Origin of the sequence: Pseudoclavibacter sp. Marseille-Q434, from assembly GCF_050315415.1 — a bacterium.
Taxonomy (GTDB): Bacteria; Actinomycetota; Actinomycetes; order Actinomycetales; family Microbacteriaceae; genus Pseudoclavibacter.
Genome location: NZ_JBNPQH010000004.1, coordinates 158374 through 184465, shown reverse-complemented (window position 1 = coordinate 184465; position 26092 = coordinate 158374). Strand labels below are relative to the sequence as shown.

Genomic DNA, 26092 nt, shown 5'->3' with positions numbered 1-26092 from the left:
CGGTTCCGGCGAACACCCCGACAGCGGCCGCGGTCTACGCCGCGCCCGCGAGGGGCACGGCGGCTTCGACGCGCAGGCCCCCGCCCGGCGCACCCGCGAGCGTGAGCCGGCCACCGATGTCGCGCAGCGCCTGCGAGACGATGCTGAGGCCAAGTCCCGTGCCTGGCAGGTTGCTGGTGCGGGGTGAGCGCCAGAACCGCTGCGTGGCGTGCCGCCGGTCGTCTGGTGCGAGTCCGATGCCGTTGTCGTCGACGGTGATGACGTAGCTGCCCGACCCGAGGTCGGGTCTGCCGGCGACGCGAACCTCGGTGCCGCCGGAGAGCTTGATGGCGTTGGCGACGAGCTCGCTCACCACGGCGTCGAGTCCGCCGGCCGGCTCCTGCACCTCGAGCGTCTCCCCCTGCAGGTGCACGGTCCGCACGTCGATGCCGACGCGGGCACCCGCATCCGCCCACCGGAACGCGGCCCCCGCGAGGGCGTCGCCGACGGCGGTGATGCGCGGAGGCCTGCTCTGGAACTGGGTGGCGTCGAGCAGGCCCGCGACGGTGCCGGTCATGCGGTCGATGGTCTCGATGGCTTCGGCGTGCACTTCTCGGGCTTCGGCGTCGTCGCGGAGGTACGGCTCGAGGTTCTCGACCGAGATGCGGGCGGATGCGAGGGGCGTGCGGAGCTGGTGGGATGCGTCCGACACGAACTCCTGCTGCCGCGTGACGGTGGCGGAGACGGTGCCGACCATGGAGTTGAAGGTGGAGGCGAGGAGGCGCAGCTCGCTGGGGCCTGCGTCGGTGCCGGCTTTCGCGTCGAGGTCGCCGCGGGCGACGGCGCCGACGGAGCGCTCGAGTTCGTAGACGGGGCGGAGGATCCAGCGTGACATGGGCCAGAGCAGCCAGAACGCGATGATGCCGGGAACGAGGATCGCGGTGCCCAGGATGAGCCACTCGTTGAGGATGGTGGCGCGCGCTGTCTCGGTGGGCACGTCGAAGACGAGGGCGCCGACGACCTGCGAGTCGCGGCCGACGGGGGCGACGATCGTGAGCCGGTCTGGGACCCACGGCCACACCTTCGTGGTGATGTCGGGCGACTGGCCGGAGAGGGCGGCGTCGACGAGGGCGCGGTCGGCGTCGTCGACCTCGTAGGGCAGGCCGGCGGAGTGGATGATCTGACCGTCGCGGTTGAGGAGCCAGGTGGGGGTGTCGAAGAGGGAGGCGTAGTCGTCGAGTTCGGCCTGCAGGCGGACTGGGTCGTTGCCGATGGCCGTGTAGGCGGCGGTCGAGAAGCGGGCGGCGTCGTTGAGGCGGTCGTTGGTGAGCTCGGCGGAGTGGCGGTCGGCGATCGTGATGGCGGTGGGTACGGCGATCGTGATGAGCAGCAGCACGAGCAGCGGGATGGCGCAGAGCACGAGTCGCCGGTGCATCAGGTGGGGTCTTCCGGGTCGGCGGGTTCCGCCAGGCTGTAGCCGATGCCACGCAGGGTCGTGATGGTGAGGCTGCCGCCGAGCTTCGCGCGCAGGGTGGCCATGTGGGTGTCGAGCGATCGGGTGCCGGTCTCGACTGTGCTCTCCCAGACGCGGTCGAGGAGGTCCTCGCGCGTCACGGGCTGGCCTGCCCGCGACGCGAGGAGGCGGAGGATCTCGAACTCCTTCTGCGTGAGCGCGTGGGTCGCGTGGGTCGTGTGCGCGCCACCGGCCGCCCGTGCGCCGATCGTGACGGTCCGCGCTTCGGTGTCGAGGCTGAGCATCCCGAGCTCGATGGTGGTCGGGTCCGGGGTGCCGGTGTAGCGGCGGATCTCGCGGGTGCGGCGGGCGAGGCCGTCGATGCGGGCGAGGAGTTCGGCGACGCTGAACGGCTTGGTCACGTAGTCGTCGGCGCCGGCACGGAGGCCCGCGATGCGGTCTTGCTCGCGGCCGTGCGCGCTGACGACGATGATGCCCACGGCCGGATGCTGGCGGAGCCTCGCGATGATCTGCGTGCCGAGGCCGTCGGGGAGGGACATATCGACGAGCGCCAGCTCAGGCACCTCGTCGCGGATGCACGCGAGCGCTTCGGCGATGTCGGCGGCGCGCGTGACCCGGTGCCCGGCGTGCTTGAGGGCGCGGCTCAGCCCCCTTGCCAACTGGTCGTCGTCTTCGCAGAGCAGCACGCGCATGGGGTCGAGTTTATTGGACGCGTTTGTGGGGCTCAGCTCGAGGGAATGTTGGGCCACTCGCTGGTGAGGTACGCGCCGAGAGCTCGGTGCCTGAACGTGTAGAGGGGCCCCCTCTGGAGTATGCCGCGCTTTCGGTCGAGTCTCTGCGCGATGGTTCCGTCTTCGGTGGCTCGCTCGTGACCGAGTGCTCTGGCGATCTGTGTGAGCTTCCGGTCGGCGACGGGGAGCTCAGCCATCGCGTGGAGGAACTCGCGCTCCCGTTGTGGGAGACGTTCGAGAATGCGCTCCACGTGGGCTTCTGCTTCATCTCGCGCATGTTGCCAGCCAGCCAGCACATGGTCACGGGTGATGACGTTTCCCGTGTCGGCGTACCAAGCTCGCTCACCCGCTAACTGGAAGAGGAAAGGCTCGCCGTGAGAAAGTTCGACGATCTGTTGCTGAGCCGCCGGTTCCATGAAGATTCGGGTCGGCGAACCGTCCGCGGCGAGGACGGGCCAGCCTTCGGTCACGAACGGCTGGAGGGCCGCCATAAGGTCATCGTCTTCAATTGGCGCGAGCGTGGTCTTCTGGAAGCGGCGCACGAAGGTGGCCCCTTGACGGGCGCCCGCTACGTCTTCGAATTCTGGCAGCCCGGAAAGGTAGACGGCGATGGGAAGCGCCACCGTGAAGTTCATCCCACCGGGAGCGACTTCAGGTTCTTCATGCACGAGGGCGTCCCCCAGGGCGACGAGCACCTGCGAAAGCACATCTCCCGACGAAATGTTCTGGATTTCGTCGATGTGCACGAGAACGGCGGTACCCCCTCGTTTGCGCGCCGCGCGGCCGATCTCGACGAGCAGTTCCGTGAGCACCGTGTGTGGATCTGGACTGTCCTGCTCCTCACGGAGCGTCAGCGAAACACCGGCCATTGCGACAGTCTGGACGCGATTGAGGAGTAGCCCCAGCTTCTTATCGCGCTTCTGCGACAGGCCAGCCGTGTGCGCTAGCTCGATCAATGCGGTTGCGACCCGCTTGAGCGGGTCAGCCCCGGAAGGAAGGCGTAGTTGCGGCGTGACCCAGTCACCCTGGGCTGCGGCGTCGTATGCGATGCGACGCACAAGTGTCGACTTCCCTAGTCCAGCTTCGCCCAGAATCGTTCGACCACGTTCGTGGATACCTGCGATACGACGCGGGCGCAACACGTCTCGCCAGTCGCTGAGCTGCTCTGTTCGACCAGCCCATACTTGCGGCACGGTGTCGGAGCCTGGGCTGAACGGCGAGTTGAGCGGGGTACGCATGGTGATAACATTATCAGGCATCAGAACGATTGATAAAGTTATCAAGCACCTGTCGTCTGCGGAGACGAAACTCAGGGGTCGACGCTCCGAGCCTATTGCCACGCACTGCCGGACTTCAGCGCAGGGGCTTCGAGAGCCACAGCCAGCTGGTGAGGGCAAGTCCCCAGGCCAGGAAGAGCGGGTCCCAGAGGAGTGCGTGGCCGAGCATGGCGTCGCGGTCGTAGCCGCCTTCCGGGACGAGGATGCGGAGCAGCACCGCGCCGCTGACCACGATGTTGACGAGTCCGTAGAGCACGATGCCGCCGCCGCCCACCCAGCTGATCGCTCGCCAGGCTCTGGGCCACGGCATCCGCTGCGCGTCGACGGCGACGGGGATGAGCGCGGCGAGGGCCTTCACGAGGGCGACCGCGCCGAGCATGAGGCCCGACTCCACTGGTTCGCGCCTCGAGAACTCGACGGCGATCGCCCCGATGGTCGACAGCAGCCAGGTTCCGCCGAGCGCCCAGTAGGCGCTGAAGGCGGCGTGCACCAGGCCGATCATGGCGGCGACGAGCACGAGGATGCGCGCGGTGCGGCGGGTGCTGGGAGTGCTGGGGCTTCGGGATGTTCGCGCCGCTCGGTCACTTCGCGTGCCGTCGCCCATCCCCCTACTCCCCCGGCGTCTGGTCGCCCGGCTCCTCCAGGTAGACGAGACCGTTGCCGTCCGGGTCCGTGAACGAGAACATCGGCTCGACGCCCTCCCAGCGCAGCACTTCGTCGTTGTGGAGTTCGACGCCGCTCGCCCGGATGCGGTCGTGCGCTTCCTGCGCGTCGGTGGTGCCGAGGCGCACGGCGATGGGGATCTCGCTGTCGTGCGGGAGCAGCACGATGCCCACGCTGGAACCCGGCGGAAGCACCTCAACGTAGCGGGCGCCCGGCCACGCTTCGACGTCCATGACGAGCTCGCAACCGAGCACATCCGTGTAGAAGGCGAGCGCCGCATCCACATCGGAGACAGGGATCGAGACGCTGATCACACGCGTTGTCTTAGGCATGGGTCCAGTTCACCGCGCGTTGCGCTCCAAGACCAGAGTGTGGCGTGGATGTGGAGGGAGTTCGGGGGTCCGGTCGCGTCGGCCCGCGAGTTCCTGGCGCAGCGAGCGAGGCCCGCGATCCGCCGCGTCCGGCATCGTGTGGATGCGCGGGGCGGTGAACTGCGGGCCTCGTGTGCGGGCTGGGGGTCAGCCGGTTAGCCGTTCGACGTCGCGGAGCGCTTGCGCAGGATCAGTGCGGTCGCGCCTGTCGCGAGCAATGCGAGCGCCGCGATCAGGCCAGTCCCGAGGTTCTCGGCACCCGTCGTGGCGAGGGCGTCGGAGCCGCCGTCTGCTGCGTTGCCGCTGGCGGTCGGAGCCGTGGTCGACGGGACAGGTGCCGTGGTGGCAGACGCGGTCGGCTCCGCCGTCGCGCTCGGCGTCGCGGTGCCGGTCGGCTCGGCGGTCGGGGCCGGCGTCACGGTTGGCTCGGTCGTGCCGGGAGTGGTTGGCTCCGGCTGCTCGACACCCGCATCCACGAGGCTGATCGTCCCGTCGGCGTTGACCTCGACCTGAGCTGCCATGGCGGCGGCGAGGTTGAGTCGCTGCCAGCTGCCCTCGGCGCCCTCGTCGAGGGGGTATCCGGAGTCGATGGCGGTGAGCTCGAGCACCTGACGACGCTGCTCGGGCGTGAGGTCGGGGTGGCTCGTGATGAGCAGCGACTCGGCGTTCGCGGGGATCGTGACGGCGTCGCCAGCGGGCGAGATCTGCGGAAACTCGTATGACATGCGCTGCTCATAGAGCGCGAGCGCATCCTCATCGGACAGGTACGGGGTGTCGGCGGCGATGCAGTCGGCGAGTGCCGCACCGCATCCGGCCTCGAGGACACCGCGCAGTTCGGTCTCGGCCTCAGCGAACAGCTCGCGGAACGCAGGGTCGCTCATGCGACGCTCGACGATGTGCTGACCCATCATGCGTCCGCTCATCACATCCAGCGGGTAGTGCGCGGCCATGACGATGCGGTTGTTGCCAGCCTCGGAGGTGCGGGCGAGGATCTGCGGGGCGAGCTCGGGCAGCATCATCGAGAGCGACGTGCCCTGCCAGTACGCCTGCGAGGTGTGGCCGCTCGGGTAGGCGCCGCTGGTGGAGTCCCAGGCGTCGCCACCCTCCTTGTCCCGGTACTGGAGCAGCTCGGGGAAGCGGATGTAGGGGCGGTCGTAGTCGAAGTAGTTCTTCGACGGGTTCGACGACGAGTAGTAGCCGACGAGGCCGCCGCTCTTCGCGAGGAGCGCGTCGATCTTCGGCAGCTCGCCCGCGAGGCGCGCCTCGGCGTAGATGGCGCCGAGGTTCGCGCCGAGTCCGTCGGCCATGGAGACGGACATGTCGTCGTACTGGTCGACGATCGCGCGCTCGACCTGCTCGGGGGTTGCCGAATTGTTGATGTCGACGGTCTGGCTGTCGTTGAGCGCGATGATGTCGGCGCGGTCGGTGACGAGCCAGGAGAACTGGTCCATGATCGGCACGTAGTCGTACTCGGCGTTCGACGGGTAGTCGTAGGCGAGCTGGTCGTCGGTGAACGGCTCGGCGGCGGATGCTGCCCCCGCGCCGAAGCCGGAGAGGAGCACCCCCAGCCCGGTCGTCACAGCGAGAGTGGAAGCGAGGCGTCGTCGAGACGTCGTGATGCGCATGCGGGGTTCGGCCTAACGGTCGGGGGATGAACTCCGCGAGCGTAGGGATCCGGGGAATCGCGGCAGTGTCCGTTAGGTGGACGGCTAGTGAACTGGCTGGGGATGCAGAACGGGGACCCCGCGCTTCACGCGCGGAGTCCCCGTCCCGTTCCTGCGCTGGTTCAGTCGGCCAGTTGCGCCGCGAAGCTCTGCAACCATGGGCGCAGCTCGGGGCCGAGCTTCGGGTCCTGGCTCGCAAGCTCGACCGTGGCCTTGATGTACTCGAGCTTGTTGCCGGTGTCGTAGCGACGTCCGCCGTAGACGACACCGACCACTCCCCCGAACGCCTCAGGGTCGCCGGCGAGCACCTCGAGGGCGTCGGTGAGCTGGATCTCCCCGCCGCGGCCTGGCGCCGTGCGCTCGAGTACATCGAACACCTCGGGGCGAAGCAGGTAGCGACCGATGACCGCGAGGTTCGAGGGTGCGTCTTCGCGGGCTGGCTTCTCGACGAGGCCCGTGAGCTGGATCGTGTCGGGGCCAACAACGCCCTGCTCGCGCGGGATGCTCGTGTCATAGGCGGCAACACCGTAGGCCGAGATCAGGTCGAGGTCGATCTCCTGCAGTGCGACGACGCTGGCGCCGGTCTGTTCGTGGACTTCGATCATGCGCTTGAGCAGCGAGCCGCCAGACGACATGATGTCGTCGCCGAGCAGAACTGCGAACGGCTCGTGACCGATGTGCTGCTTGGCGCGGAGGACCGCGTGACCGAGGCCGAGCGGGTCTCCCTGGCGGAGGTAATGGACGTCGGCGAGGTTCGTTGCTGCGTTTACTCGCGCGAGTTTCTCGAGCTCGCCGCGAGCAGCGAGAAGCGACTCGAGCTCGGCGACGCGGTCAAAGTGGTTCTCGAGCGAGGCCTTGTGGCGGCCCGTGATCATGAGGACGTCCGTGAGACCTGCTTCCACGGCCTCTTCTACGACGTACTGAATGGCGGGGCGGTCGACGACCGGGAGCATCTCCTTCGGGATGGCCTTCGTCGCAGGCAGGAAGCGGGTTCCGAGGCCTGCCGCGGGGATAACGGCCTTGGTGATTGGTGCGCGCATACAGCAAGAGTATTGGAACTGGGTATCCAGGAGGTTTCACGAGGTGTCACGGAACGTCGCGAGCAGCAGTCAATCCGCCTGGTGGCTCGGGACGCGAACGGGGATCGTCGTCGCCGAGCTACCGTCAGCGGCAGCCACCGAGACCAGGAGCTCAGCAGGCACCTCGCCTTCGAACTCGACGGTTTGTTCGATCACCCGTGACCCGGCTGGCATGTCGGCGACCAAGGCTTCCATACCTTCACCCGTGATGCGGAGAACCCTCGCCTCAGAATTCTCATCAGGATCCACTGTCACGCGGAGAGCGATCTCACCAGGAGCGGTGACGTGCGCTTCCCCACCTACGGGTGCCTTCTTGCCTGTATCCAAGAAGACGACATCGACAGTCAGTTCTTTCGTGAAAAGAACTCCGACACGGTGTATGACACCCCCGGCGGCCCCAACCTCCGAGCGCGATACGTACGTTCGCCGCACGTCGGGACCGAACGAGAACAGCACGCGGCGCCCCTCCCGAATGAGGACGATCGTGGACGTCTCGACCCGCAGGGGCTCATCACCGACCTCGAACTTGCTGCCATCAGAGAACTTGAGTACGTCTCCCGATTTGAGCACCAAAGGCAGGCGATGTGTGAATTCTGCTCCTTCGGATGCCCAGAATCGGAAGCGCAAGCCGCGATCCCAATAGGTCCAGACCGCAGCATGCTCAACGGAGGATCGCCCCTGTGTGCGTTGTGCGAGGAAACCGGTCTGACCGGAGACGGAGGCAGTCTGTATCTCGTGCGAGCGCTGCACGTCGCTATAGAAGGTGCTCGTCGACGACATACGCCGCGTGCTGAATTCGATTGCCGAGGCCACCGTCTCCCATCCCTCTCCGTCTTGCCGAGCATTACTCCCCGTCAGCAGGGTCCCCATCTGGGGATTCCAGAGCGTCCCGAGCTGCCTGGTGGAGAGCTGTCCCTCCTGGTGCTCGCCGAGAACGCTCACGGCGTAGTAGGCAGGCCGCCGCAGGAAGAGGTATTGATCGTTGGTTGCGCCGACATCAAGCCTGGTGAGGCGGCTGCTCTGAAGCGCGGGAAGTTGGTTCTCGATGGCGCGTCGCCCATCAGATGATGGGCCACGCGGGGCGATGGGACCGTACATCCATGTCCGGGGCGACGTGTGGGGTTTCTCGAGCGCGATCAATGGCAGATCGGATTGCTGGAAGGCTGCTCGGACGTCTTCCTTCTCGTTCTGACTCGCGAGGAAGAGCGCGATTGCAGGGACGTCCTCAAGGAACAGTGCAGCAAGCGCACCTCTATCGAGCAGATCCTCGGGCGGTCGCGAGACCGCGCCCACCACGTTGCGCGTGTGCAGGGCCGGAACATGCATAAGCTGACCCCCGTTCGGTTCCGGGATGACTGCGTGCCGCATGAATTCCATATACCGCTCGACGAGCCTCAGGATGCTCTGGTGCTGCGTCTGCCGATACAGCCAAGCAAGGTCGGGCATCGTGACCGTGAAGTTGTATTCGAAGTCCACGCCGTAAAGCTCGTTGAGATAGCCGGCTGGCGCCTGTCCCTGTTGGCAGAGGTACTCGATCCGCTCGTCGATATCGGCCTGGGACACGACTTCTTCTGGAAGCACCTGCCGGACTCGTTGCGCCCCCACCAGCGCCCCTGACAGCTGATTAAACGCTCGGATAGGCACCTCCCAGTGCCCAGAGGCGCGATCCATAACCCACCCAACGGCTCGGGTCATGCTGAGTTTGAGGAGCTCGCGGCTACCACTCGAACCGTCAACTGTTCCCAAGAATTCATAAGCTTCCGCTTGGGCAACTAGACCGAATCCGGTCGCAGCGAGAGAGGGTGACTCGTCGTACTCGGGATAGCTTCCGTCAGGCCTTTGCAATGACGTGTAGTAGCTGACGGCAGCCTCGAGCCGCGCTAGAAGGGCTGGATCACGGAAGTATGGGTTCCAGTCTCTCCGGCTGCCGTAGAACCAGCCGAGCGTAGCCACGTGTTCCATGACGCGAGCGTTGCGTTCACTCTGCGCCTGTTCCGGGCGCCACCAGCCTCCGCTCATATACCCGTAGAGCGCATCGTCGTAGTCGACGACGTCGTTCGCGATGCCCGCGATGCTCATCAGGTACCGCGCGTAGACCTGTTCGTGAGCCGCGAACAAGGCGCGCGCCGGTGGATTGATCTGTGCCACGCGGAAGAGCCGGGCGGAAGTGTAGCCCGGGGTGTCAGCCGGGGTCGGAAAAGCTAGGTACGCGGCTAAGCCGGCACCGAGCCCCAGGGAGTTCAGAATTACGGCACGCCGGGAGAGCTTCTGCGAGCTGTGCGAATCTTCCGGCGCCGTTTGTCCATTTTTCAAGCGACTGTCCTCAGTGGTCCTGGGTGGACTGCGTGATCGGGTGGTGTCTGTCTGACAGGACCCCGTTGGCGCTGACGGAGCTCCTCCGTCGAGCGGAGGGGAGTTGGCACCAGTTTACTCCTGAGGCTTGGCCGGTGCGGACGGCTGCGGCGCATTCACGTCCTGCGCGGCGAGTGTCGGGACCGCGAGCACAGATGTAAGACATGGCTTGCCCTACAACCATCTCAGTGGAGTCATTAGGCTTCGGGTATGCGAACTCTCGTCCAGCGAATAGCAGGTCTCACCACCGCGGTGCTCGCCGCTGGGCTCCTCACCTTGCTGCCCACCCCAGGCGCAGAGACAGCACGGGCCGCTGACGCAGGCCCGAATCGTTCTGTAAGGCTCGAGCAAGACGATCCCCGCATGAAGTATTCCGGTGCTTGGGGAAATCTGACGAGCGCGAGCGATTCCGGTGGCTCTAGCGCGTACCTCACCTCGGCTGGCTCCCTAACCATCACCTTCACCGGTACGCGTGTGGTCTGGCTCGGGCGGGTCACTCCTTCTGGTGGCACTGCCAGCGTTTCCATCGACGGTGGTTCCGCACAACAGGTTTCGCGGTACGCCGCCACTACCCGGTACGTTCAGACAGCCTTCGACTCCGGTCAGCTCAGCCAGGGGCAGCACACGATCAAGATCTCGTGGACGTCGACGAAGCCAGCGGGCTCCACTGGTACAAGCATCCCGGTTGACGCGCTGGACGTGTATGCGCCGGGTGTCGGCCTCCATCAGCAGGACGAGCCCGCGATCCGCTACTCCGCGGGATGGACCAGCGCTGCGCATTCGCAGGACTCTGGTGGCTCCGGGACGTACGCGTCCCGTCCTCGAACGGGTGAAGTCAGCGCCAGTTTCACCTTCGTCGGTGATTCCATCAGCTGGATCGGCCGGAAGACTTCAAGCTCTGGCATCGCCAGTGTCAAAATCAATGGCGTCACCGTCGGCAACGTAGACCGCTACTCGTCACAGAACCTGTACCAGCAGAACCTGTTCACCTGGAACGCACCAGCGAACTCCGGCGACGGCTTGTACACGATCACGATCTCTACAACTTCGAGTAAGAATCCCGCGTCCTCGTCGTTCAACATGTTTCTCGACGCCTTCGCGGTGTCCAGCACTCAGGCCGCACTCACTGGCGTATCGACAGCTTCGGCCGCGGCGACCTCGAATCCCCTAACAGACGGCAACGGGGTCCGTCTGAGTTGGACGGACCCCGTCGGACAATCTACGAGCGCTCGTCAGTATCAGGTGCTGCGAGCCGAGAGCGCTACAGCTGCCTTCGTTCCCATAGCCACCGTGACGTCATCTCCCTACGTCGAGCAGGGTCTCACTGAGGGAAAGAACTATCGCTATGCCGTAAAACCGGTCTTCGCGCTGAGTAACGGTTCATCAGCGCAGGCGGGACCTCGATCTTCGCCTGTATCGTTCACTCAGCCTTCACTGGCGTCGCGCGTGCCGTCTGTCAATGAGTGCTCATCGAGCGCGGCCTCAGCGGCGACGCCCGTCCAGACCAGCCTGCAGTTTCAAGCTGCGCTCGACTCCGCGCAACCGGGTTCGATCATCGTTCTCTCCCCAACCGGGACGTTCGGGGGTTTCCCCAAAGTCAATGTGCCTAGCGAGAATCGCGGTTTCGTCATGACGAAGAGTGGAACCGCGCAGTCGCCGATCGTTGTCTGCGGAAAGGTGACACCAGGAGCGACCCTGCCGCAAGCTGCGCCATCAGACGTCGCTTTGGATGGGCAGGCGGCGACGCTTGACATGAACGGGCCTGCCGCATCTGGGTACACGTTGAAGTCTCCCTCTGCGCTCATCATCAACGCGTCGCATGTGAAGGTCGCGCATCTAAATGTGAGAGATGCCTTCAGCGGCATCGAGGTCGGCGGCGGTACGAACGTCCGTCTGGACAGCGTCCATGTTGCGAACACTGCTCAGGGCGGCATCTACCTGCGAGGGCAGAGCGGTGTGAAGTCCCAGTCCACCGATGTCTCGGTTGTGCGGTCCTCAATCACCGAAGCGGGCCAGCGTTCCGGGAGTGAACCGTACGGGGAGGGCATTTACGTCGGGCACTCACTTGCTGCCGGATGCAACAATCCACCGTCGTCTTCCGATGGATCCGGTTGCTTCCCGGACCGCACGAAGAGTTTCGTCCTCGCCTACAACCGGATCACGGAGACCACGGCGCAGGCCATCGAGGCGAAGGAGCAAACGAGCAATGGCTTCATCTACAAGAATGCGCTCGGCACCCCGAAAGACCAGTCGTCGTTTGGAACACAGATCACGGACAGCACCGTGGCGGTCAAGGGGTCGAACATTCTCGTGTACGGCAACTCAGTGACTGCTCGTCTCACCTACGGTTTCCAGACTCTCTACGGGACCCAATACGCAGACACGGAATCCTCGGGCCAGGTTTGGGGCGTCGGCCACGTCTATGCGGAGAACTCGGTCTCCTTCGTCGGAGGGACAGCCGCGAATCAGACGGCCTTCGCGGCAGTCAACACTTCAGGATCCTCATTCAGGTGCTCGAACACTACGAGCGGGACGCCAGCCAGGACGCTAGTGGTTGGTGTCGCTTGCGCGCCCTGACCTTTGCCGTGCGTCCCTCGCCCGACTGCACAAGGGCATCTGGCGAAGCCGCACGGCAAAGGCGGGCCCAGCTCGGGAGGTACTACGCGGGCAGCATGGGCACGAGCATCTCCGTGAGCGCGGGGACGATGTGTTCGGCGTACTGGGAGGTCAGGTGCCCCGAGTCCCAACGGATGAGCGTCGAACCCGCGTAGACCGGGCATTTACCGGAAGCGCAGAAGAGAGTCTGGGTGCTGAGCGTCTGCGCACCGAGGGTTCCGGCAGCGCTCTGATTCGCTTTCTCGAGTTCTGCGTATGGACCGGCGACGTCAGAAACGCAGTCTGCGGGCGAACCCACCTTGCTGCCGCACGCTGTCGGGTTAAGTCCGCCAGGATTTGGGGTGACAATGACGACCTTCGACGGATCGATGCCGGTCGCTCGTACGGCGTCAACTCGAGCACTCGCGTAGGCCTGCGATCTTGCCGCACCGCCGGCTGGAATGTTCGCCGTCTGCGCCATCGCATACTCGGAATCAAGGATGATCAGCAGGTCCGGGGCACTCGCAACGATGTGACTCGTGACAGCAGAGCGAGAGGAATTGCAGCGCTCCGAAGCTGCCTCTCCGAGATCGAGCTTCACGTCAGCTGTCGTGAATGGGCAGGTCGAGTAACCCACAGTCTGCACTGAAAACCCCTGAGGCTCCAACGTGGCCCGAATCGCCGGTGTCCAGGCAACTGAGAAGGAGTCCCCAACAATAATCGCGTTCTTCGGACCGAGCCCGGTCGTGCACTGGCCAGCGACCAGGAATTCCGGGTTCAGGCAGCCAAGCGAAACGTCCATCTCCGGGTTCTTCCCGAGTTCGACGCTGTCGAGATCCGGTTGAAGCTCGGGCCAGGCCGTCCCAGAGAGCGCGGTTCGAACTTCTGCAGCAATAGCGTCCGTTTCCGGGGCCGTGCTCTCGGATTGCACGTCGTCGCCAAGAATACTGGTGACCTCAGCCTGTACCGCCGGTGCAGCAGGCGGGGTGAGCGCGACGGCGACAAGCGTCAGAGTTGCCACACCGGCGCCGAGCAAGCCACCAAGGGTCGCTTGTCGACCATTCTTCGAACGCCATTCCTGCCAGGCGGCAACCTTGTCTCTCGGTCTGATACGCGTCAGCAGTGGCGATTTGTGCAACGGTTTCTCGACGAGATGGTATGCAGCGATCGCCAGCCCGAAGCCAGCGATGATTATGCCGACAAAGCCGAACGAACCCGAATTAGGGAAGAGCGCCAGACCGAATACGATCGCTGGGAAGTGCCATAGGTAGAGGCTGTAGGAGATGTTCCCAATGTAGAACGCCACCGGGTTGGTGAGTGGAAGCAAGAACCGCGCTTCCTGCCCGATGCCGGACGCAAGCACGAGAGCCGTGGCAATGGTCGGCACGAGTGCCCATGGTGCGGGCCAGGGTGTCTCAGGCGTGACGACGAACACAGAGATGACCATGCCCACGAGTCCCACGTAAGCGAGCACCACCCGGGTGGAGGCGCCCAACCGGAGAAATAGCGGAGCAGCGACAGCAAGCAAGGCTCCCAGCCCGAGTTCCCAGGTCCGAGTAAGGGTGGAGAAGTAAGCCATGGTCGGTGAGGTCGTTGCCTCGTGCAGCGCCCAGACAAAGGAGGCGATGCCGATGATGCCAATGGTGATCGCTGCAACGACTCGGGTTCGCCGAGAGGTCATAGTGCCGAAGCGCGCGACAATAGCGAGCAACCCCAGGAGCAACCACGGCCAGACGAAGTAGAACTGCTCCTCGACCGACAACGACCAGTAGTGCTGCACCGGCGAAAGCGCCGAATCTTGGCTGAAATAGTCGGTGCCCAGGATCGCGAAGTTCCAGTTCGCGGCGAAAAGAAAGGCCCACAGCGAGTCCCAGGCTGTCGCCAGCGCGCGTGTCCCAGAGAAGACGACGAAGCCCAGCAAGGTCGCCACGACCAGCACGAGCGTGGCCGCTGGAATGATTCGCTTCGCGCGCGCGACATAGAAGCGCTTGAATGAGATCGTTCCCGTGCTCGTGTACTCGCGGATGAGCAGACCGGTGATCAGGAATCCAGAGATGACGAAGAACATATCGACACCGACGAAGCCGCCGTGCGGCCAGCCGATCATGTGGTCGAGGAAGACGACAAGAACAGCGAAGGCTCGCAGGCCCTGGATGTCGCGTCGGAAGTTCGTCGTTGATTGGAGCGTTTTGCGAGAAGGACCCTGAGGTGCCCTCTTGGTAGCGATCTGCGCGCGAGCCACGAACTCTCCTAGCGGTGACGGAAGACTTTCCTGTGAGTCTACTGTCAAGTTTCCCGTCACCTGTTCCGCCTCCTGCGTGTGCAGTCTCTAAGCTCGGTCTTGCTGCTCGGTTCTTCGGGCGCCAATTTGCTCGACGTCGAGGCGACGAATCCCCTCGGTGGATTCGGGCGCCTCGCTGATCAGGGGATCAATCATGCGGGGCGACTCCACCAGCGAGCAGACATCGCCGGTAGCCAGAACGAATCAACGCAGGATCTGGCACCTGATCCTGGTTGCGCTCGCTACGTTGCTGATGGTGCCAGTGGGTCCTGTACTCTTCCCACCTCAGCACTCACCAGCTCCGGTCGATGCCATCTTCGTGCTCGGACCCGCTTCTCAGACTCGGATCGGACACGCACAGGACCTGATCGCTGCCGGTTACAGCGAAACGTTAGTGGTCTCGACCACCGTCGGAAACGGTACCTACGGTGCAGACAAGCTGTGGATCTGCACTCACGAGCAGACCTATGACGTCTACTGCGTGCAGCCGTATCCCTCGACTACCCAGGGCGAGATAGCACTCTTTCAACGAATGGCGCGCGAGCACGGCTGGGAGTCCGTCATGGTCGTAACCTTCGCACCGCACGTGTTGCGAACTGAGCTCTACCTCGACCGATGCTTCTCTGGAGAATTCACCGTTGTCCAAGATGGAACGTATCTGGGTCCGAAGCGTAACGCCTTGGAGTACCTCTACCAGCTGATCGCATTCGCCAAAGCTTTCACGTACACGACAGGATGCGCGTAACTACGTCTTATGGCTCCTAGCAAGCTAGCCGATCATGCCCCCGAGGCTTTGCTTTGCTCGTGACCTGTCTATGAAACCCGCGGATCATCGTCGCCGCACCCTAGAGAGCCAGGGTAGAAAACCGTGGCCCGGGCCCGGTCCTACCCTCCGACACACACTCGAACTTCCGGACTTGCGACGGCTCCGGGCCGGACGGCCAAGGAATGACTAGCTGGGCTCGATAATTCAACGTTCCCGACGTCGTTGCGCCAGCAATGCACCGACCCCTAGCGCGACAACTGAGGCGCTGCTTAGTGCCAGCGTGGCCCAGGTGGCGTCCTGTCCAGTGGCGGCCAGCGTTGGGTCCTGCTGACTCGAGGGTGTGTTCGTCCCCAAGCCCAGACTCGTCGCAGCTGCTGGCTGAGTGGCTTCTGAGGGATCAACCGTCGAGGTGGGGTAGGTAGAAGCCGAGGGCCCTGATGGTGCGGCCGTCACTGGCGCAGTGGGGTCCGGAGTGAACGATTGCGTCGGGTGAGCGGAGTTGGGTGCCCACGGCGAGGGCGCGGTCGTCGGCGACGCAACTTCCTCGCCAGTAGGGGTGGGGGAAGGGAGAGGCCCCTTATCAACGAAGAAGCCTCCTTCTGGGAACAGCGGATCACCCGCTCGAATCGAAATCGCGTTTCCCGTGGCGTCACTAACGGAGACGGACCGCAACTCATACCGGCCAGAGGCCCAGGTGAAGCGTCCGTCGACGACGCTCGAGGTCGTCCCTGTATAGACACCATTGGCCACGGATGTGACCGAGACTTCTCCGGTGTAGATCCCGACATGGTGGCTATGGCAAGGCTGGAGAACCTCGCATGGACTGTAAGGCTTGACAGAGCGGTACGAGAAGGTCACGCTGTGGATTTTTCTATCGTCGAAAGCGCTCCACACGAAGGACACTCTTTCTCCGGGCCGAACGACCTCTGGCGAAGTCATGACAACCGAGATCAGCTCAGGATCTGTCACGTCCAGGTTCGTCGGACCAACATCGAAGGTGAGGACTGGGAAGCCCGATTCCCCCGACTTCATAGACGTGAAATTGCCTAGTTCGTCACCCATCGAGAACTCGGTGAGGGAATAGGCACCCGAGGGCCACCGCTCTCCGTCCACGGAGATGCTCGCCGTCCCTCGCTGCACGCCGTCCTCGCCAAGCTCCGAGCTCTCGATGTAGAACCAGAAAGAACGTCCAGACGGTGAAGTCACGATGAGGCGAAGCACGTTGACACGGTGCTCGTCCTCAGCCGCCCAGTCAACGACGATGCGATCATCTGGGGCGAATGGCCCCGGTGTTCGCAGCGAGAAACTCACGTTCTCTGGCCCTTGGAAATCCACCCCAGAATCGGCGACTTCGAAGCTCAGCGGAACAAATCGGCGGTCGCCTTCCCTCAGTGAGGTGTGGTTCACCGCTTGATCCGCGAGATTTATGACGTCGAGAGTGTAAGTACCCGGACGCACCACCGAGCTGTCGACCACGGCGGTGGTGGTCCCGGTCACGAATCCGCCTCCGTCAGACGTGACCTGAGTCTCACCTAGCCAAAGTGTGCGCCCGCTTGGGTGTTTGAACGTGAGACGCACGTGGTCGATCGAGCTCACCTCAGCCACGGTCCAGCGAGCGACGATCGTGTCTCCGCCTTGGACGGGCTGGCCGACATCGATGCTAAGAGATCGCAGTTCGGGCGGTAGTTGATCAAGCGGGGAAGCACTAACTGCGTGCGCAGACAAACTCGTGCCGGCGACAACAGCAACGATAAGGGCAAAAGCTGCTGAGAGCTTCTTCATCTGTCTCCCGACGGGTAGAGCGGCTAGGAGACCCGGCGGCTACTCTGAATAGAATAGCGGAAAGCTCTCAACTCGATCCAGTCGAAGACGACATTGTTGCGACAAAACAGCACAGCCGGATAGCAAAAAGCTTCAACTCACCGCACCCGATGTATTAGCTGCGCTATAACGCGCCGTCAGCCATTGGAGGGCCTCTGAGACCCGCCCCGCGATGCGATCAGCTTCTCCAGGCCCTCTTCATAGCCCCGGCAGACAGAATCCCAGGAGTAATGCTCGACGGCGCGGGCCCGCACTTCTTCGGCGAGCCGTCGTCGAATTTCGTCGTTCTCCATCACGGAAGTGACGGCCGTCACGATCGACGCGGGCGTCGGGTCGGTGAACACCGCGGAGTCACCTAGAACTTCTCGGTTATACACCGTCTCGCGTGCGACGGTGGGAGCGCCGAGCGCCATCGCCTGAACCAGAGCCGGATTCGTCCCTCCGACGCTGTGTCCATGGAAGTACGCCCCCGCGTTCGACCAGAGCGAGTGCAGGCGCCCGTCATCGTTGATGTGCCCAAACCACTTCACGTTCGGGTTGGCATCGCTCAACTTCTGGGCTCGATCATCCAACTCGCCCCCGTAACCGGTGGACCCGACGAGCACGACGGGCCATTTCTCAGCCAGTTTCTCCGCGGCCTCCAGGAACTCGCCGACAGTATTCTCGGGAACAAACCTCGCAACGAGCAGCACGTATCCGCCGGGCTCCAACCCGTCTTCCAGTGGCTGGGTCTCTGAGACGTCGCCCCCGTACGGAATGAATAGCCCCGAGCGACCGAATTCTTCCCGCCAGCGTCGTCCGATCTCGTGCGAGTCGTAGACGAGCAGATCCGCGTACCGCTTAGTCGCGCGAGCACCGCTGTAGAAGACTTTCTTGGCCAGGGTGCCCCACTTGGCTCGTTCCCACTCCATGCCGTCAACGTTCACGAGCGTTGGTATGCCCCGCGCACGGAGGAAAGGCAACCAGAAGCCGTTGGCTACGTTCATTACAATCGCGGCATCCGGCTTCTTGACTGCCGCATCGATGGCTGCGGTGAACCCGTAGCTGAGCGTGCTCAGCGACTTGGTCTCGAGTCCCCATGTCGTCTGCTGGATGACGCGCTCGTCTCGAGTCGGATCGTCGATCTCCAGGGCCGCAGGGCGGCCGTATGCGGTCACTTCCCACCCGCGATCGCTGAGATACGGAGCAAGCTTACGCACGGCGGTCTCAAAGCCCCCGTAGTAGCTGGGGTAGCCACGGGTGCCGATGATGGCGACTCTTCTAGTCATTGCAAACCTCAGGTGATGTCCGCACGCCGCTCGTGGCGACGTCCGGCTCATGCTCGTGTTCAAGACAGGGATTAGGGGGTGAAACGAAGGGGAACCGGGGTGAAGGCTGCGCCCTGTTGAACAGGGTACGGACTCCGTGCCGGTCGAGCAGGTCTTACACCGCTACGAAGCCAAAATCCGCGTCGTCAGCTGTTGCATTTCCGCCCGCAGAAGGGCACGCAACTCGCGTACGCTGCGATTCTGCACAGCAAGCTGCTCGGCCGACCCCTCAAGGAGGCGCTCTGCGAGGTCTGTCAACGACGCAGATTCGATGCGATCAACACGCACACACCACTCGTCAGCACTCACCGAGGCCATGAAGTCTCTGCACTTCGGGCGGTACTCGAGGGCGAGGGTGGGAACACCTACAGCGACTGCCAGAACGCAGGTGTGTAGTCGTGTACCGATCACAAGCCGAGCTTCACGCAGAATCTCCACTAGCTCGGCTGTCGTTGACGGCTTGTGGTGCGTGTGTTCGCCACCTAGTGCCCGAGCTGCCTCGTCGTTCCAGGCATAGTCTTCGGGCTCCATGGAGACGAAGTCGATCCGTCGACCCTGGAGCTGAAGCTCACGCAGGCTTTCCACAACGGCCGGGACCCAGTTCAAGTCCGTGCCACCCCACTGGTCCTCTCCGTGTGTGAGGTTGACAATGACAGAGCCGCCCTCGTTGACGGATTCGTCGAGTTCCTGCTCGCCTAGTAGAAGCGCCGGGTCTCCGACGATGGAGACAGGGATGCCGACAGAAGCAAGAATCTCCTGTGACCTCGGACCGCGCACCGTCACATTGCCGAAATCAGCGACGATCCCTCCCCAGAGCTTCAACTCCTCAACGGAGGTGTAGCTCTTGTCACCGACGAAGTCCGGGTCCTCGACTCCAGCCCCGAGCAACATGGCGAACCGCGGATTCAGCAGCTTGTTTGTCCGAGCGATGTGGTGCCGCCAGATCGTTCGCCCGAGCACAGTTCCGCCCCCCAGAAGGAGCGGCGCTCCGCGTCGCGGAAGGAATTCGCCTTTAAGGACGGACTTCGCCACGTCCTTCTTACGGACCGGCACCGGCCAGAGTTCCCAATCCGGCCACTGCTCGCGGTAAACCTCGAGAATCGCATCGTCGCCAAGGTTTCCGTGGCCGGCGAAGCCCAAGTAGTTAAGAGTCTGTCGCTTCAACGTCATTCGCTTTCGTTTCGAGATTCGGTGCTCGAGGCGCCGAGCCTGGTCAGGAGGTCCGTCCAACCGGTGCGGGCTTGGCGAAAGTAGCTCACGGCCGAGTCAGATGATGTCGTGGTCGCAGCATCGCTCAGAACCGTGACGAGCGCCGTGGTCCACTCATCGAGATCGTCCACGTCCGCAACGAGTCCTGAGTTGTGAGTGCCGAGTAGTTCATCGAGGAATCCGCCGGCCGCACCGACGACGGGGACGGAGTGCTCGGCGGCTCGAATTGCTAGTCCCGACTGCCAGTACTTCGTGTACGGAACCAGGACCGCGCCTGCTGTCGCAACGAGCAGGTCCAGCTCTTCTTCCGAGACAAACTCCGCTCTGACCGTCCAGTTCTGGATCTGCGGCCAGCCGCGACCGACGATCTCCCCGCGCACACCTTGCTCGGTGAGGCGCGCTCCCAGCTTTTCAAGCAGGTCCAGGTCTCGTGTCGGCTTGTACTGACCTAGGACGCGGACTACGCGGTCCCCCGCCGGGTTCACAAGCCGAGGCGTCGGTTCGAGCATGGGATGCGGGACGTAGAGCACCTTCCCGTAGCCGATCTCACGGAGGCGGGCCTCAGCTGCCCGTGAATGCGCGATCGCGAAATGTCCTGCGCGGCGGCTCGCCGCGACTCCGGCTTGCATGGAGCGCGCACCGTAGCCGATCGACTGGCGAATCGGGTCCGGGTCGTGGATCACTACCGCGCCCGCGGCTCGTCGACTCGCCACGGCGAATTCGAGGTGGCCGAGAGCTGGCCAGAGGGAGATGAATGGCTCGCGCTGCCGCCCCATGAAGCTCGCATGCTGGGCGGCGCGGGCAAGCTTCGTCACCTTGCCAGCAGACCCCATCTCTGCCGATGGCGTCCGCACGGACGTAACCCGAGCTGCCTCGACTCCCAGGGTGGCTCGGACTTCGTTCTCATAGTGACGCAAAGCCTTGGGCAGCGTATTGAGCAGGCTCACGGAACTGCGGTTCAGCTCAGAAGCATCGTGTGCAGTGGGCTCGGGCATGATCAGGCCTTCCGTTGCTTGATGAGCGCGATCGCGTCGCTCAGCGTCGGGCGAAGCAACAACGCGAACAGGGCCGCTGAAACGACAAGCACCACGAGGGTCGTCACGATGGTGAAAACGATCGGCAGGCCGGAGAGATCCCAGATCACAGCGAAGAGCACCCAGCCTGCGGCGGCTGCGAAGCAGCACAGGACGAATGGCTTGAGCCACAGGCCGAGATACTTCTTCCAATCGATCCCTACGCCCGACACCAATGCCGCGAGCCGTACAGGCCACCAGATCAGCTGACGCGCTGAGACTGCGACAGCAACAGCTACGACCCCGAAGGGCAGGGCAGCAGCGACCAGGCCGATGCCAACAATCGCCTGACCCAGGGTGAGCAAGAACGCAGTGCGATTGCGGCCGACTGCCAGTAGGGCGCTTCGATCGAAGACCGCCACCGCGTTGATCGCTCCGAGAACGCACAGGATCTGGACCAAGGGGCCGCTTTCTCGCCACTGCTCCCCGAAGACCAGCGGCACCGCCTCAGGAGCGACCGCCGCAAGAACCGCAAACGCCGGCATTGCCAGACAGCAGCTGATGGACGTTAGGCGGTACAGCCAGGCTCGCATCTGTTCACGGTCATGTTGCAGACGCGAGAATGTAGTGAGACTTATCGACGACAACACGGCCGAGAACAGCTCCACCATGATGGAGATGATGCGCATGGCGAAGAAGTAGTAACCGAGGGCGGTCGCGTCAAGGAAGGCTCCAACGAGAAGCTTGTCAGCCTGCGAGTTTGCGAACCCAACGAGTTCGATTCCGACAACACTGAAACCGACGGGCCAGAGCTCACGGAACGACTGCCAGCTGAAGGTGAAGCTGGGTCGCCAGTCCGCGGTACTCCAGAGAACGATGACGCCCACAGCCGCTGTCACAAGCGTCTGCACGACCAGTGCCCAGGCTCCCATGCCGAACGAAGCCGCAACGACGGCACTCACACCGCCCAGGAGCGTTCCGAGCACACGACGTCCAGCCAGCGCCCGGAACTTGAATTCTCGTTCGAGCAGAGCCTGGGGAACGGAACTCAACGCGTACAGCACAAGACCGAGTGACATCACCTGGATGATGGGCGCCAACCCTGGCTCGTCAAAGATCGATGCGAGTGACGGCGCAAGCAAGATCAGGAGTCCTGCAAGCGCTACGGAACTTGTCAGCCCAAACCAGAACGCGGTAGAAGCGTGTTTCTCACCGAGTACTTTCCGCTGGACAAGAGCTCGGCCGAACCCCTGGTCCACGAACACGTTGAGGAACGTCATGAAGACGGTTCCCAGTGCGACAAGCCCAAAGTCCGCCGGAGTGAGGAGCCGGCCTAGTACCAGCAGCACAAGTAACGAGACGAGGCGGCTCGACCATTTCTCAACCGCAGCCCAGCCCATCCCCGTTACAGCTTTCGAAGCGATATTCACCGCGCGCCTCCGGTTCGCAGCAGAGCACGTCGAGGCTCGTCGACTCGTTTCACGTGAAGAGCCTCAGCAGCGTCAGGCACTGCTGGGGGTACGACTTCTGGCACCCAAATAAGCATCAGTCCGAAACCGAGAACGAGGAAGATGGATGCGTTCGATTCGAGACCGTTGAAGCCGAAGATGGCGGTCGAGAACGCAACCAGAACACTGAGGCCCGCGTAACGCTGCGCGCGGATGGCTTGCACTGCGCTCACTCCAAGGATTGCGAGGAAGAGTATCAACGCTGGCAGCCCGGCAGAGATGAGGATCTGCAGGTATCCGTTCTCCACCAGAATCTGGTAGCTGTTGAGCGCGCGAACTGTGTCGGCCGAGGTCGCCGGGCCGGAACCAAGCCAGTAGGTGTCATTCGCCGACTGGTACGCGAGCTCGAAGATCCACGTTCGCGCGTCGGCCGATGAGCCCGCCTCGCTCGAACTCGACCGCTCGCTGAAGGCATCCGACTGCAACGCAACGAACATTCCCACGGCAGTGGCCGCAATCGTGAGGAACTTGACTACTCCCGACACACGATCAGATCGGAAGACGACCAGAAGGATAACGACAACAGCGGAAGCCGCGACGGCCGCGAGGCCGCCTCGAGAAACGGTCGTGACCACGCCGATACCCGCGATGGCGGCAACGGCAAAGGGCCAGAAGCGTGGTCGCTCAAGGGCTGTACCCAAAGCAAGGGCGAAACCTGCAGCAAGGAAGAAGCTCGCGTAAAGCGGGTGACCGAACGTGGAATGAGACCGGTACACGGACCAGTTCTGTACCTCTGGCTGGCCCAGGAGCGCGTAGATCGGATCGTAGATGAGATTGGCGCCCAGAAGGTACTCCACCAACGCGTAGGCACCGGTGATGGCCACGAGAACGAGCATGGTTGCCCGCGCCGCGTTAGTGGCACGGACATCCGCGAAAAGCGTAGGAAGCAGTGCGAGAGCTGCAAACGCTATCACCCAAGAGAGACTGTCTCCCCATTTCTGGCCTATCACTGTGGAGACGAGGAACCAGAGCAGAGCAAGGACGAAGATCGTAGCGATTGCTGTTTTGGCCGGTAGCCGCGAGCGGGTCTTCTCCTTCGAGAGCGCTTCACGAATGCCCCAGATCAGCATCACGACGCAGACCGGGAAGACGAGTGCGAGTGGACCGACGTCCTCAAACAGGCGCCGCGGAACAAGAACCCAGAGCACCAGCGCCAGTGACGGGAGGAGGTGCTTCGGAATGATGATCAGCGCGGCGAGCGCGAGTATTGCTCCGATCCCGAGGTACGCGCCATCACCAAGGCCGAGTACGCCGAGCGTCAAGCCCACGGTGACGACGACCGCGACTGGAACGAGCGCCCATTTCGAGTTCATGCGTTTAGTTCTGAGGCGCCACGAGCTTGGGGTACCGTTCCTCGGCCGCCTGAACCTCAGCCTGGAGCTTATTCACGAAGGAGGCGCTGCGCTGGGCTGGCTGCGGCGTCGCCTTGCGTAGTCCAATCCTCGCAAGCCGATACTTGAGGTTCGCGGACAAGCTCCGCCGGTACGTGTCGCGTAGCGGGCCGGTGTAGTGCCGAATGTGATCCTTGAGGTCCACGTCACTCGTGTTGTTCCACTTGAGGTCGAGAGTCTCCACTCCTCCCAGCAGCTTCGTAACGTAGATCAGATTTCCGTTCTCATACTTGAGGTTCTGCCGGTCCTCTGCTGGAATTTCTTCCTCTAAGCTCGCCATGATGCGCTCGAAGTAGGCAAGCGATGCCTCGTCTCGCTTGGTGAAGATGACACCTGAGTTCACACGGCCGCTGCGCCCAAGCGCCATGCCCACGGATTCCTGTTGAAGCGTCTCGGTACGGAAGTCTGGCGCGTCCTCAGCAACGCGCGCGTCAGCGTCGATGAAAGCAACGTAGTCATACCCGGCGCGGAGCGCACCAAGAATCAGTGGCACCTTGAGCCAGGCACTGAGGGCGATCTCGGCCACCTGTTTAGGTTCTGTGACCGCCGCGTAGTTGGCACCGATCCGCGCTGCATAGCGACGCTGCGAATCAATGCAGTCCTGGTAGGCGACGCCATAACCGTTCTGAGCGATGGTGAAGATGAGCGTTGACATATTGACCTTAGAGTCTCGGAGGTTCGGATTCGTGGGTGGAGGGTTGCCAGAGCTCGCTAGGGAATGCGTCTAGCAGCAGGTCCGGCGACCAGTCCAGAATTGGTGGTGGGAGCTTGGCAGCGGCGCGCAGTCCGGAATCGAGGTCCTCGGCCAGCACGAGAGACTCTGGCGGACGGCCCGTTCCAGAGTGGTAGTCGCGGTACTTGAAGTCCGGTTCCACGCGGGACGCTATCGCCACTGCTGGGATCCCGAGCGCCTCCGCAACGATGACGCCGTGCAAGGAAGACCCGACTACATACTCGCTGCTGGCGATGAACTCAATCACGGATGAGATGGGCCCCAGCGGATCGACCACGTTGGGGGCATCCCGGTAGGCGTCCCATTCGTTGAAGTTGGGCACCACGGCGTACTTGCGGCGCTTGTTGGCTGCCCATTCCACCGTCTCCGGATACAGCGTGGGCAAGAGAAGTGCCGGATCGCCATAAATCTCCGGGACATGGATGCCACGACCTTCGAGGAATGCTCGCGTGAGCGGTCCGCGCACTGCCCTGACATCAAGAGAATCGAACGAGTGCTGCTCCGAGGTCTTCTTACCGTTGCGACCGCTCCCCCAGACGACGTCGCCATCACGTGCCTCGTGAAGAACAGACCCGATAGACAGCAGCTGTTGACCAGGTGAGGTCGGACTAGATTCACCAAGGTGGCGTCGTTGGATAACGGCCTCGACGATCTTTCCGCCGAGCAGATCGCCAAAGTTGTTCACTCGACGCCCGAAGCGCGAGTACTTCGAAAGTCGACCCGGCAGCAGGGGACGCCGGGGGTTCCAGGAGTAGACGAGCGGCATGTCAGCTCATCTCCGTTCTCGCGCGTCGATCAAGAGCGCGCTGGTAGAGGTCGGAATAGGCTCGCCCGATCGCGGGCCAGGACCTTGCATCTCCGAGGACCTTCGGGACCTCATCGAGAGAAGGCGCGCGTTGCCCGAGCGCCAGCTCGATGCGCTCTCCGGTGAGGTCGCCACTGAAAATGTGCACGCTGCTGGCTCCGAACTCATCCCTCAGTTCGCGGGCGGTGGGTGAATCGGGAATCAGAACGGGCCGTCCGAGCGTCAGCGCCATGAAGAGCGCTCCAGAATTGTAGAGGTCCGGATATGGAAGCGCGATGAGTTGGGCGCTGCGAATGGCGACTGCAAGGTCGCGATCGGGAATCTCCCGGGCTTCGAGTTCAACGCGGGGGTCCTCGGCGACAATCGCCTTCAGTTCCGCTAGAAAGCGCGGGTCCTGGACCCGGCCCCAAATACCCAGGGACGCATGCGGATCCGCGACGTCCGCGAAGGCCTTCACAAGCATCGAGATGCCCTTGTTGGCGCGCAATCCTCCGAACAGCAGCACTCGACCGGGCTCGCTTGAGGTCTGCGTCAGGCTCGGGCGAAAGGGAGCCACAACGCTGGCATAGTCCCCATGCGGGATCACGGCATCGCCTTCGCGGAAGTCTTCGGATCTCCGATCGAATTCGTTCAAAAACGCGCGACGCGTGGCCGAACGCCTGAAGAGGGCTGCGAGGCGGTCTTGAAGCGGACCCGCGCCTGCATGAGCACGTCGGTTGTGCACGGTGACGAGAACCGGTTTTCGACGAAGAGCGAGAAGGAGTCTCAGCGAGCCGAAAGCGGCGGCACGCACACTCCTTGCAACCCTAGAATCTGCCTGCAGCAGATACTCCGGCCAGTGCGCATGGAAGACGTCGTACTTCCCGAGGAACGCGGTCTTCCACGTGAATGGCACCGTAGTGATGCCCTCATCGAGATTCTCCACGAGTAGACCCACAAATGGATTACCGCCAGGACGCGAAGAATTCGGCAGCATCATCACGCGCATAGACGCGGTGCGTGTTGCTGTCACGGAAGCTCCTCCTAATCGAACCGAATTGCTGGCAGGTGCGGGCGGCCGCGATGACCGACAA

At 63.3% G+C, this 26092-nt stretch carries 20 protein-coding genes; 2 read left to right on the top strand and 18 right to left on the bottom strand.

Annotated features, from left to right (window positions below):
- Positions 1-34: 34 nt before the first annotated feature.
- From ACQFZP_RS15470 to ACQFZP_RS15435, 8 genes are all read right to left on the bottom strand, one after another.
- The gene (locus tag ACQFZP_RS15470; RefSeq protein ID WP_211891948.1) at positions 35-1414 is read right to left on the bottom strand and encodes a sensor histidine kinase; all 1380 of its coding nucleotides are present in this window, start codon (positions 1412-1414) and stop codon (positions 35-37) included.
- Positions 1414-2145 (bottom strand): response regulator transcription factor, encoded by a 732-nt coding sequence (locus ACQFZP_RS15465; protein ID WP_211891947.1) that lies wholly within the window; start codon positions 2143-2145, stop codon positions 1414-1416. Before ACQFZP_RS15465 ends, ACQFZP_RS15470 begins: the two co-directional genes overlap by 1 nt.
- Before the next feature lie 32 nt (positions 2146-2177).
- Complete coding sequence (locus ACQFZP_RS15460; protein WP_211891946.1) at positions 2178-3422, bottom strand: ATP-binding protein; 1245 nt, start codon at positions 3420-3422, stop codon at positions 2178-2180.
- A 115-nt stretch (positions 3423-3537) separates the two neighbouring features.
- The gene (locus ACQFZP_RS15455) at positions 3538-4065 is read right to left on the bottom strand and encodes a DUF3995 domain-containing protein (RefSeq protein ID WP_211891945.1); all 528 of its coding nucleotides are present in this window, start codon (positions 4063-4065) and stop codon (positions 3538-3540) included.
- A gap of 4 nt (positions 4066-4069) precedes the next feature.
- On the bottom strand, positions 4070-4456 hold the full coding sequence (locus ACQFZP_RS15450; RefSeq protein ID WP_211891944.1) for a VOC family protein: 387 nt from the start codon (positions 4454-4456) through the stop codon (positions 4070-4072).
- Between the two features lie 194 nt (positions 4457-4650).
- A complete protein-coding gene (locus ACQFZP_RS15445) occupies positions 4651-6075 on the bottom strand; it encodes an acid phosphatase (RefSeq protein WP_307852909.1) in 1425 nt (474 codons plus the stop codon).
- 206 nt (positions 6076-6281) lie between these two features.
- Complete coding sequence (locus tag ACQFZP_RS15440; protein WP_211891942.1) at positions 6282-7199, bottom strand: UTP--glucose-1-phosphate uridylyltransferase; 918 nt, start codon at positions 7197-7199, stop codon at positions 6282-6284.
- Positions 7200-7268: 69 nt separating this feature from the next.
- Positions 7269-9551 carry a hypothetical protein gene (locus tag ACQFZP_RS15435; RefSeq protein WP_211891941.1) on the bottom strand — a complete coding sequence of 761 codons (2283 nt, stop codon included), beginning with the start codon at positions 9549-9551 and terminating at the stop codon, positions 7269-7271.
- Positions 9552-9953: 402 nt separating this feature from the next.
- Between ACQFZP_RS15435 and ACQFZP_RS15430 the strand changes: the two genes are divergently transcribed.
- A complete protein-coding gene (locus ACQFZP_RS15430) occupies positions 9954-12167 on the top strand; it encodes a hypothetical protein (protein WP_211891940.1) in 2214 nt (737 codons plus the stop codon).
- Positions 12168-12249: 82 nt separating this feature from the next.
- Here the strand turns inward: ACQFZP_RS15430 and ACQFZP_RS15425 are convergent, their stop codons facing one another.
- Positions 12250-14427 carry an acyltransferase family protein gene (locus tag ACQFZP_RS15425; protein WP_211891939.1) on the bottom strand — a complete coding sequence of 726 codons (2178 nt, stop codon included), beginning with the start codon at positions 14425-14427 and terminating at the stop codon, positions 12250-12252.
- Between the two features lie 193 nt (positions 14428-14620).
- On the opposite strand from ACQFZP_RS15425, the gene ACQFZP_RS15420 reads away from it, so the two are divergent.
- Complete coding sequence (locus tag ACQFZP_RS15420) at positions 14621-15211, top strand: YdcF family protein (RefSeq protein WP_211891938.1); 591 nt, start codon at positions 14621-14623, stop codon at positions 15209-15211.
- 225 nt (positions 15212-15436) lie between these two features.
- On the opposite strand, the gene ACQFZP_RS15415 is transcribed toward ACQFZP_RS15420, so the two are convergent.
- From ACQFZP_RS15415 to ACQFZP_RS15375, 9 genes are all read right to left on the bottom strand, one after another.
- Entirely contained in the window at positions 15437-17014 is a 1578-nt protein-coding gene (locus ACQFZP_RS15415) for a hypothetical protein (protein WP_211891937.1), read from the bottom strand.
- Positions 17015-17190: 176 nt separating this feature from the next.
- Entirely contained in the window at positions 17191-18321 is a 1131-nt protein-coding gene (locus tag ACQFZP_RS15410; protein ID WP_211891936.1) for a glycosyltransferase, read from the bottom strand.
- A 162-nt stretch (positions 18322-18483) separates the two neighbouring features.
- Positions 18484-19530: a polysaccharide pyruvyl transferase family protein gene (locus ACQFZP_RS15405; RefSeq protein WP_211891935.1), complete on the bottom strand. Its 1047-nt coding sequence runs from the start codon at positions 19528-19530 to the stop codon at positions 18484-18486.
- Complete coding sequence (locus ACQFZP_RS15400) at positions 19527-20564, bottom strand: glycosyltransferase (RefSeq protein WP_211891934.1); 1038 nt, start codon at positions 20562-20564, stop codon at positions 19527-19529. The genes ACQFZP_RS15405 and ACQFZP_RS15400 overlap by 4 nt, the downstream gene beginning before the upstream one ends.
- Positions 20565-20566: 2 nt before the next feature.
- Complete coding sequence (locus tag ACQFZP_RS15395; RefSeq protein ID WP_249312634.1) at positions 20567-21982, bottom strand: lipopolysaccharide biosynthesis protein; 1416 nt, start codon at positions 21980-21982, stop codon at positions 20567-20569.
- Positions 21983-22008: 26 nt separating this feature from the next.
- Entirely contained in the window at positions 22009-23403 is a 1395-nt protein-coding gene (locus tag ACQFZP_RS15390) for an O-antigen ligase family protein (RefSeq protein WP_211891932.1), read from the bottom strand.
- A gap of 4 nt (positions 23404-23407) precedes the next feature.
- On the bottom strand, positions 23408-24136 hold the full coding sequence (locus tag ACQFZP_RS15385; protein ID WP_211891931.1) for a hypothetical protein: 729 nt from the start codon (positions 24134-24136) through the stop codon (positions 23408-23410).
- A 7-nt stretch (positions 24137-24143) separates the two neighbouring features.
- Positions 24144-24980, bottom strand: a complete 837-nt coding sequence (locus tag ACQFZP_RS15380; RefSeq protein WP_211891930.1) for a polysaccharide pyruvyl transferase family protein — start codon at positions 24978-24980, stop codon at positions 24144-24146.
- Between the two features lies 1 nt (position 24981).
- On the bottom strand, positions 24982-26031 hold the full coding sequence (locus tag ACQFZP_RS15375) for a hypothetical protein (protein ID WP_211891929.1): 1050 nt from the start codon (positions 26029-26031) through the stop codon (positions 24982-24984).
- Positions 26032-26092: the final 61 nt, after the last annotated feature.

Bases quoted from the DNA above. Each gene is read 5' to 3' on its own strand.
- ACQFZP_RS15440 (WP_211891942.1), bottom strand. From the start codon at position 7,199: ATGCGCGCACCAATCACCAAGGCCGTTATCCCCGCGGCAGGCCTCGGA.
- ACQFZP_RS15460 (WP_211891946.1), bottom strand. From the start codon at position 3,422: ATGCGTACCCCGCTCAACTCGCCGTTCAGCCCAGGCTCCGACACCGTG.
- ACQFZP_RS15385 (WP_211891931.1), bottom strand. From the start codon at position 24,136: ATGTCAACGCTCATCTTCACCATCGCTCAGAACGGTTATGGCGTCGCC.
- ACQFZP_RS15470 (WP_211891948.1), bottom strand. From the start codon at position 1,414: ATGCACCGGCGACTCGTGCTCTGCGCCATCCCGCTGCTCGTGCTGCTG.
- ACQFZP_RS15455 (WP_211891945.1), bottom strand. From the start codon at position 4,065: ATGGGCGACGGCACGCGAAGTGACCGAGCGGCGCGAACATCCCGAAGC.
- ACQFZP_RS15410 (WP_211891936.1), bottom strand. From the start codon at position 18,321: ATGACTAGAAGAGTCGCCATCATCGGCACCCGTGGCTACCCCAGCTAC.
- ACQFZP_RS15380 (WP_211891930.1), bottom strand. From the start codon at position 24,980: ATGCCGCTCGTCTACTCCTGGAACCCCCGGCGTCCCCTGCTGCCGGGT.
- ACQFZP_RS15430 (WP_211891940.1), top strand. From the start codon at position 9,954: ATGAAGTATTCCGGTGCTTGGGGAAATCTGACGAGCGCGAGCGATTCC.
- ACQFZP_RS15405 (WP_211891935.1), bottom strand. From the start codon at position 19,530: ATGACGTTGAAGCGACAGACTCTTAACTACTTGGGCTTCGCCGGCCAC.
- ACQFZP_RS15415 (WP_211891937.1), bottom strand. From the start codon at position 17,014: ATGAAGAAGCTCTCAGCAGCTTTTGCCCTTATCGTTGCTGTTGTCGCC.
- ACQFZP_RS15400 (WP_211891934.1), bottom strand. From the start codon at position 20,564: ATGCCCGAGCCCACTGCACACGATGCTTCTGAGCTGAACCGCAGTTCC.
- ACQFZP_RS15465 (WP_211891947.1), bottom strand. From the start codon at position 2,145: ATGCGCGTGCTGCTCTGCGAAGACGACGACCAGTTGGCAAGGGGGCTG.
- ACQFZP_RS15390 (WP_211891932.1), bottom strand. From the start codon at position 23,403: ATGAACTCGAAATGGGCGCTCGTTCCAGTCGCGGTCGTCGTCACCGTG.
- ACQFZP_RS15450 (WP_211891944.1), bottom strand. From the start codon at position 4,456: ATGCCTAAGACAACGCGTGTGATCAGCGTCTCGATCCCTGTCTCCGAT.
- ACQFZP_RS15420 (WP_211891938.1), top strand. From the start codon at position 14,621: ATGCGGGGCGACTCCACCAGCGAGCAGACATCGCCGGTAGCCAGAACG.
- ACQFZP_RS15395 (WP_249312634.1), bottom strand. From the start codon at position 21,982: ATGGGCTGGGCTGCGGTTGAGAAATGGTCGAGCCGCCTCGTCTCGTTA.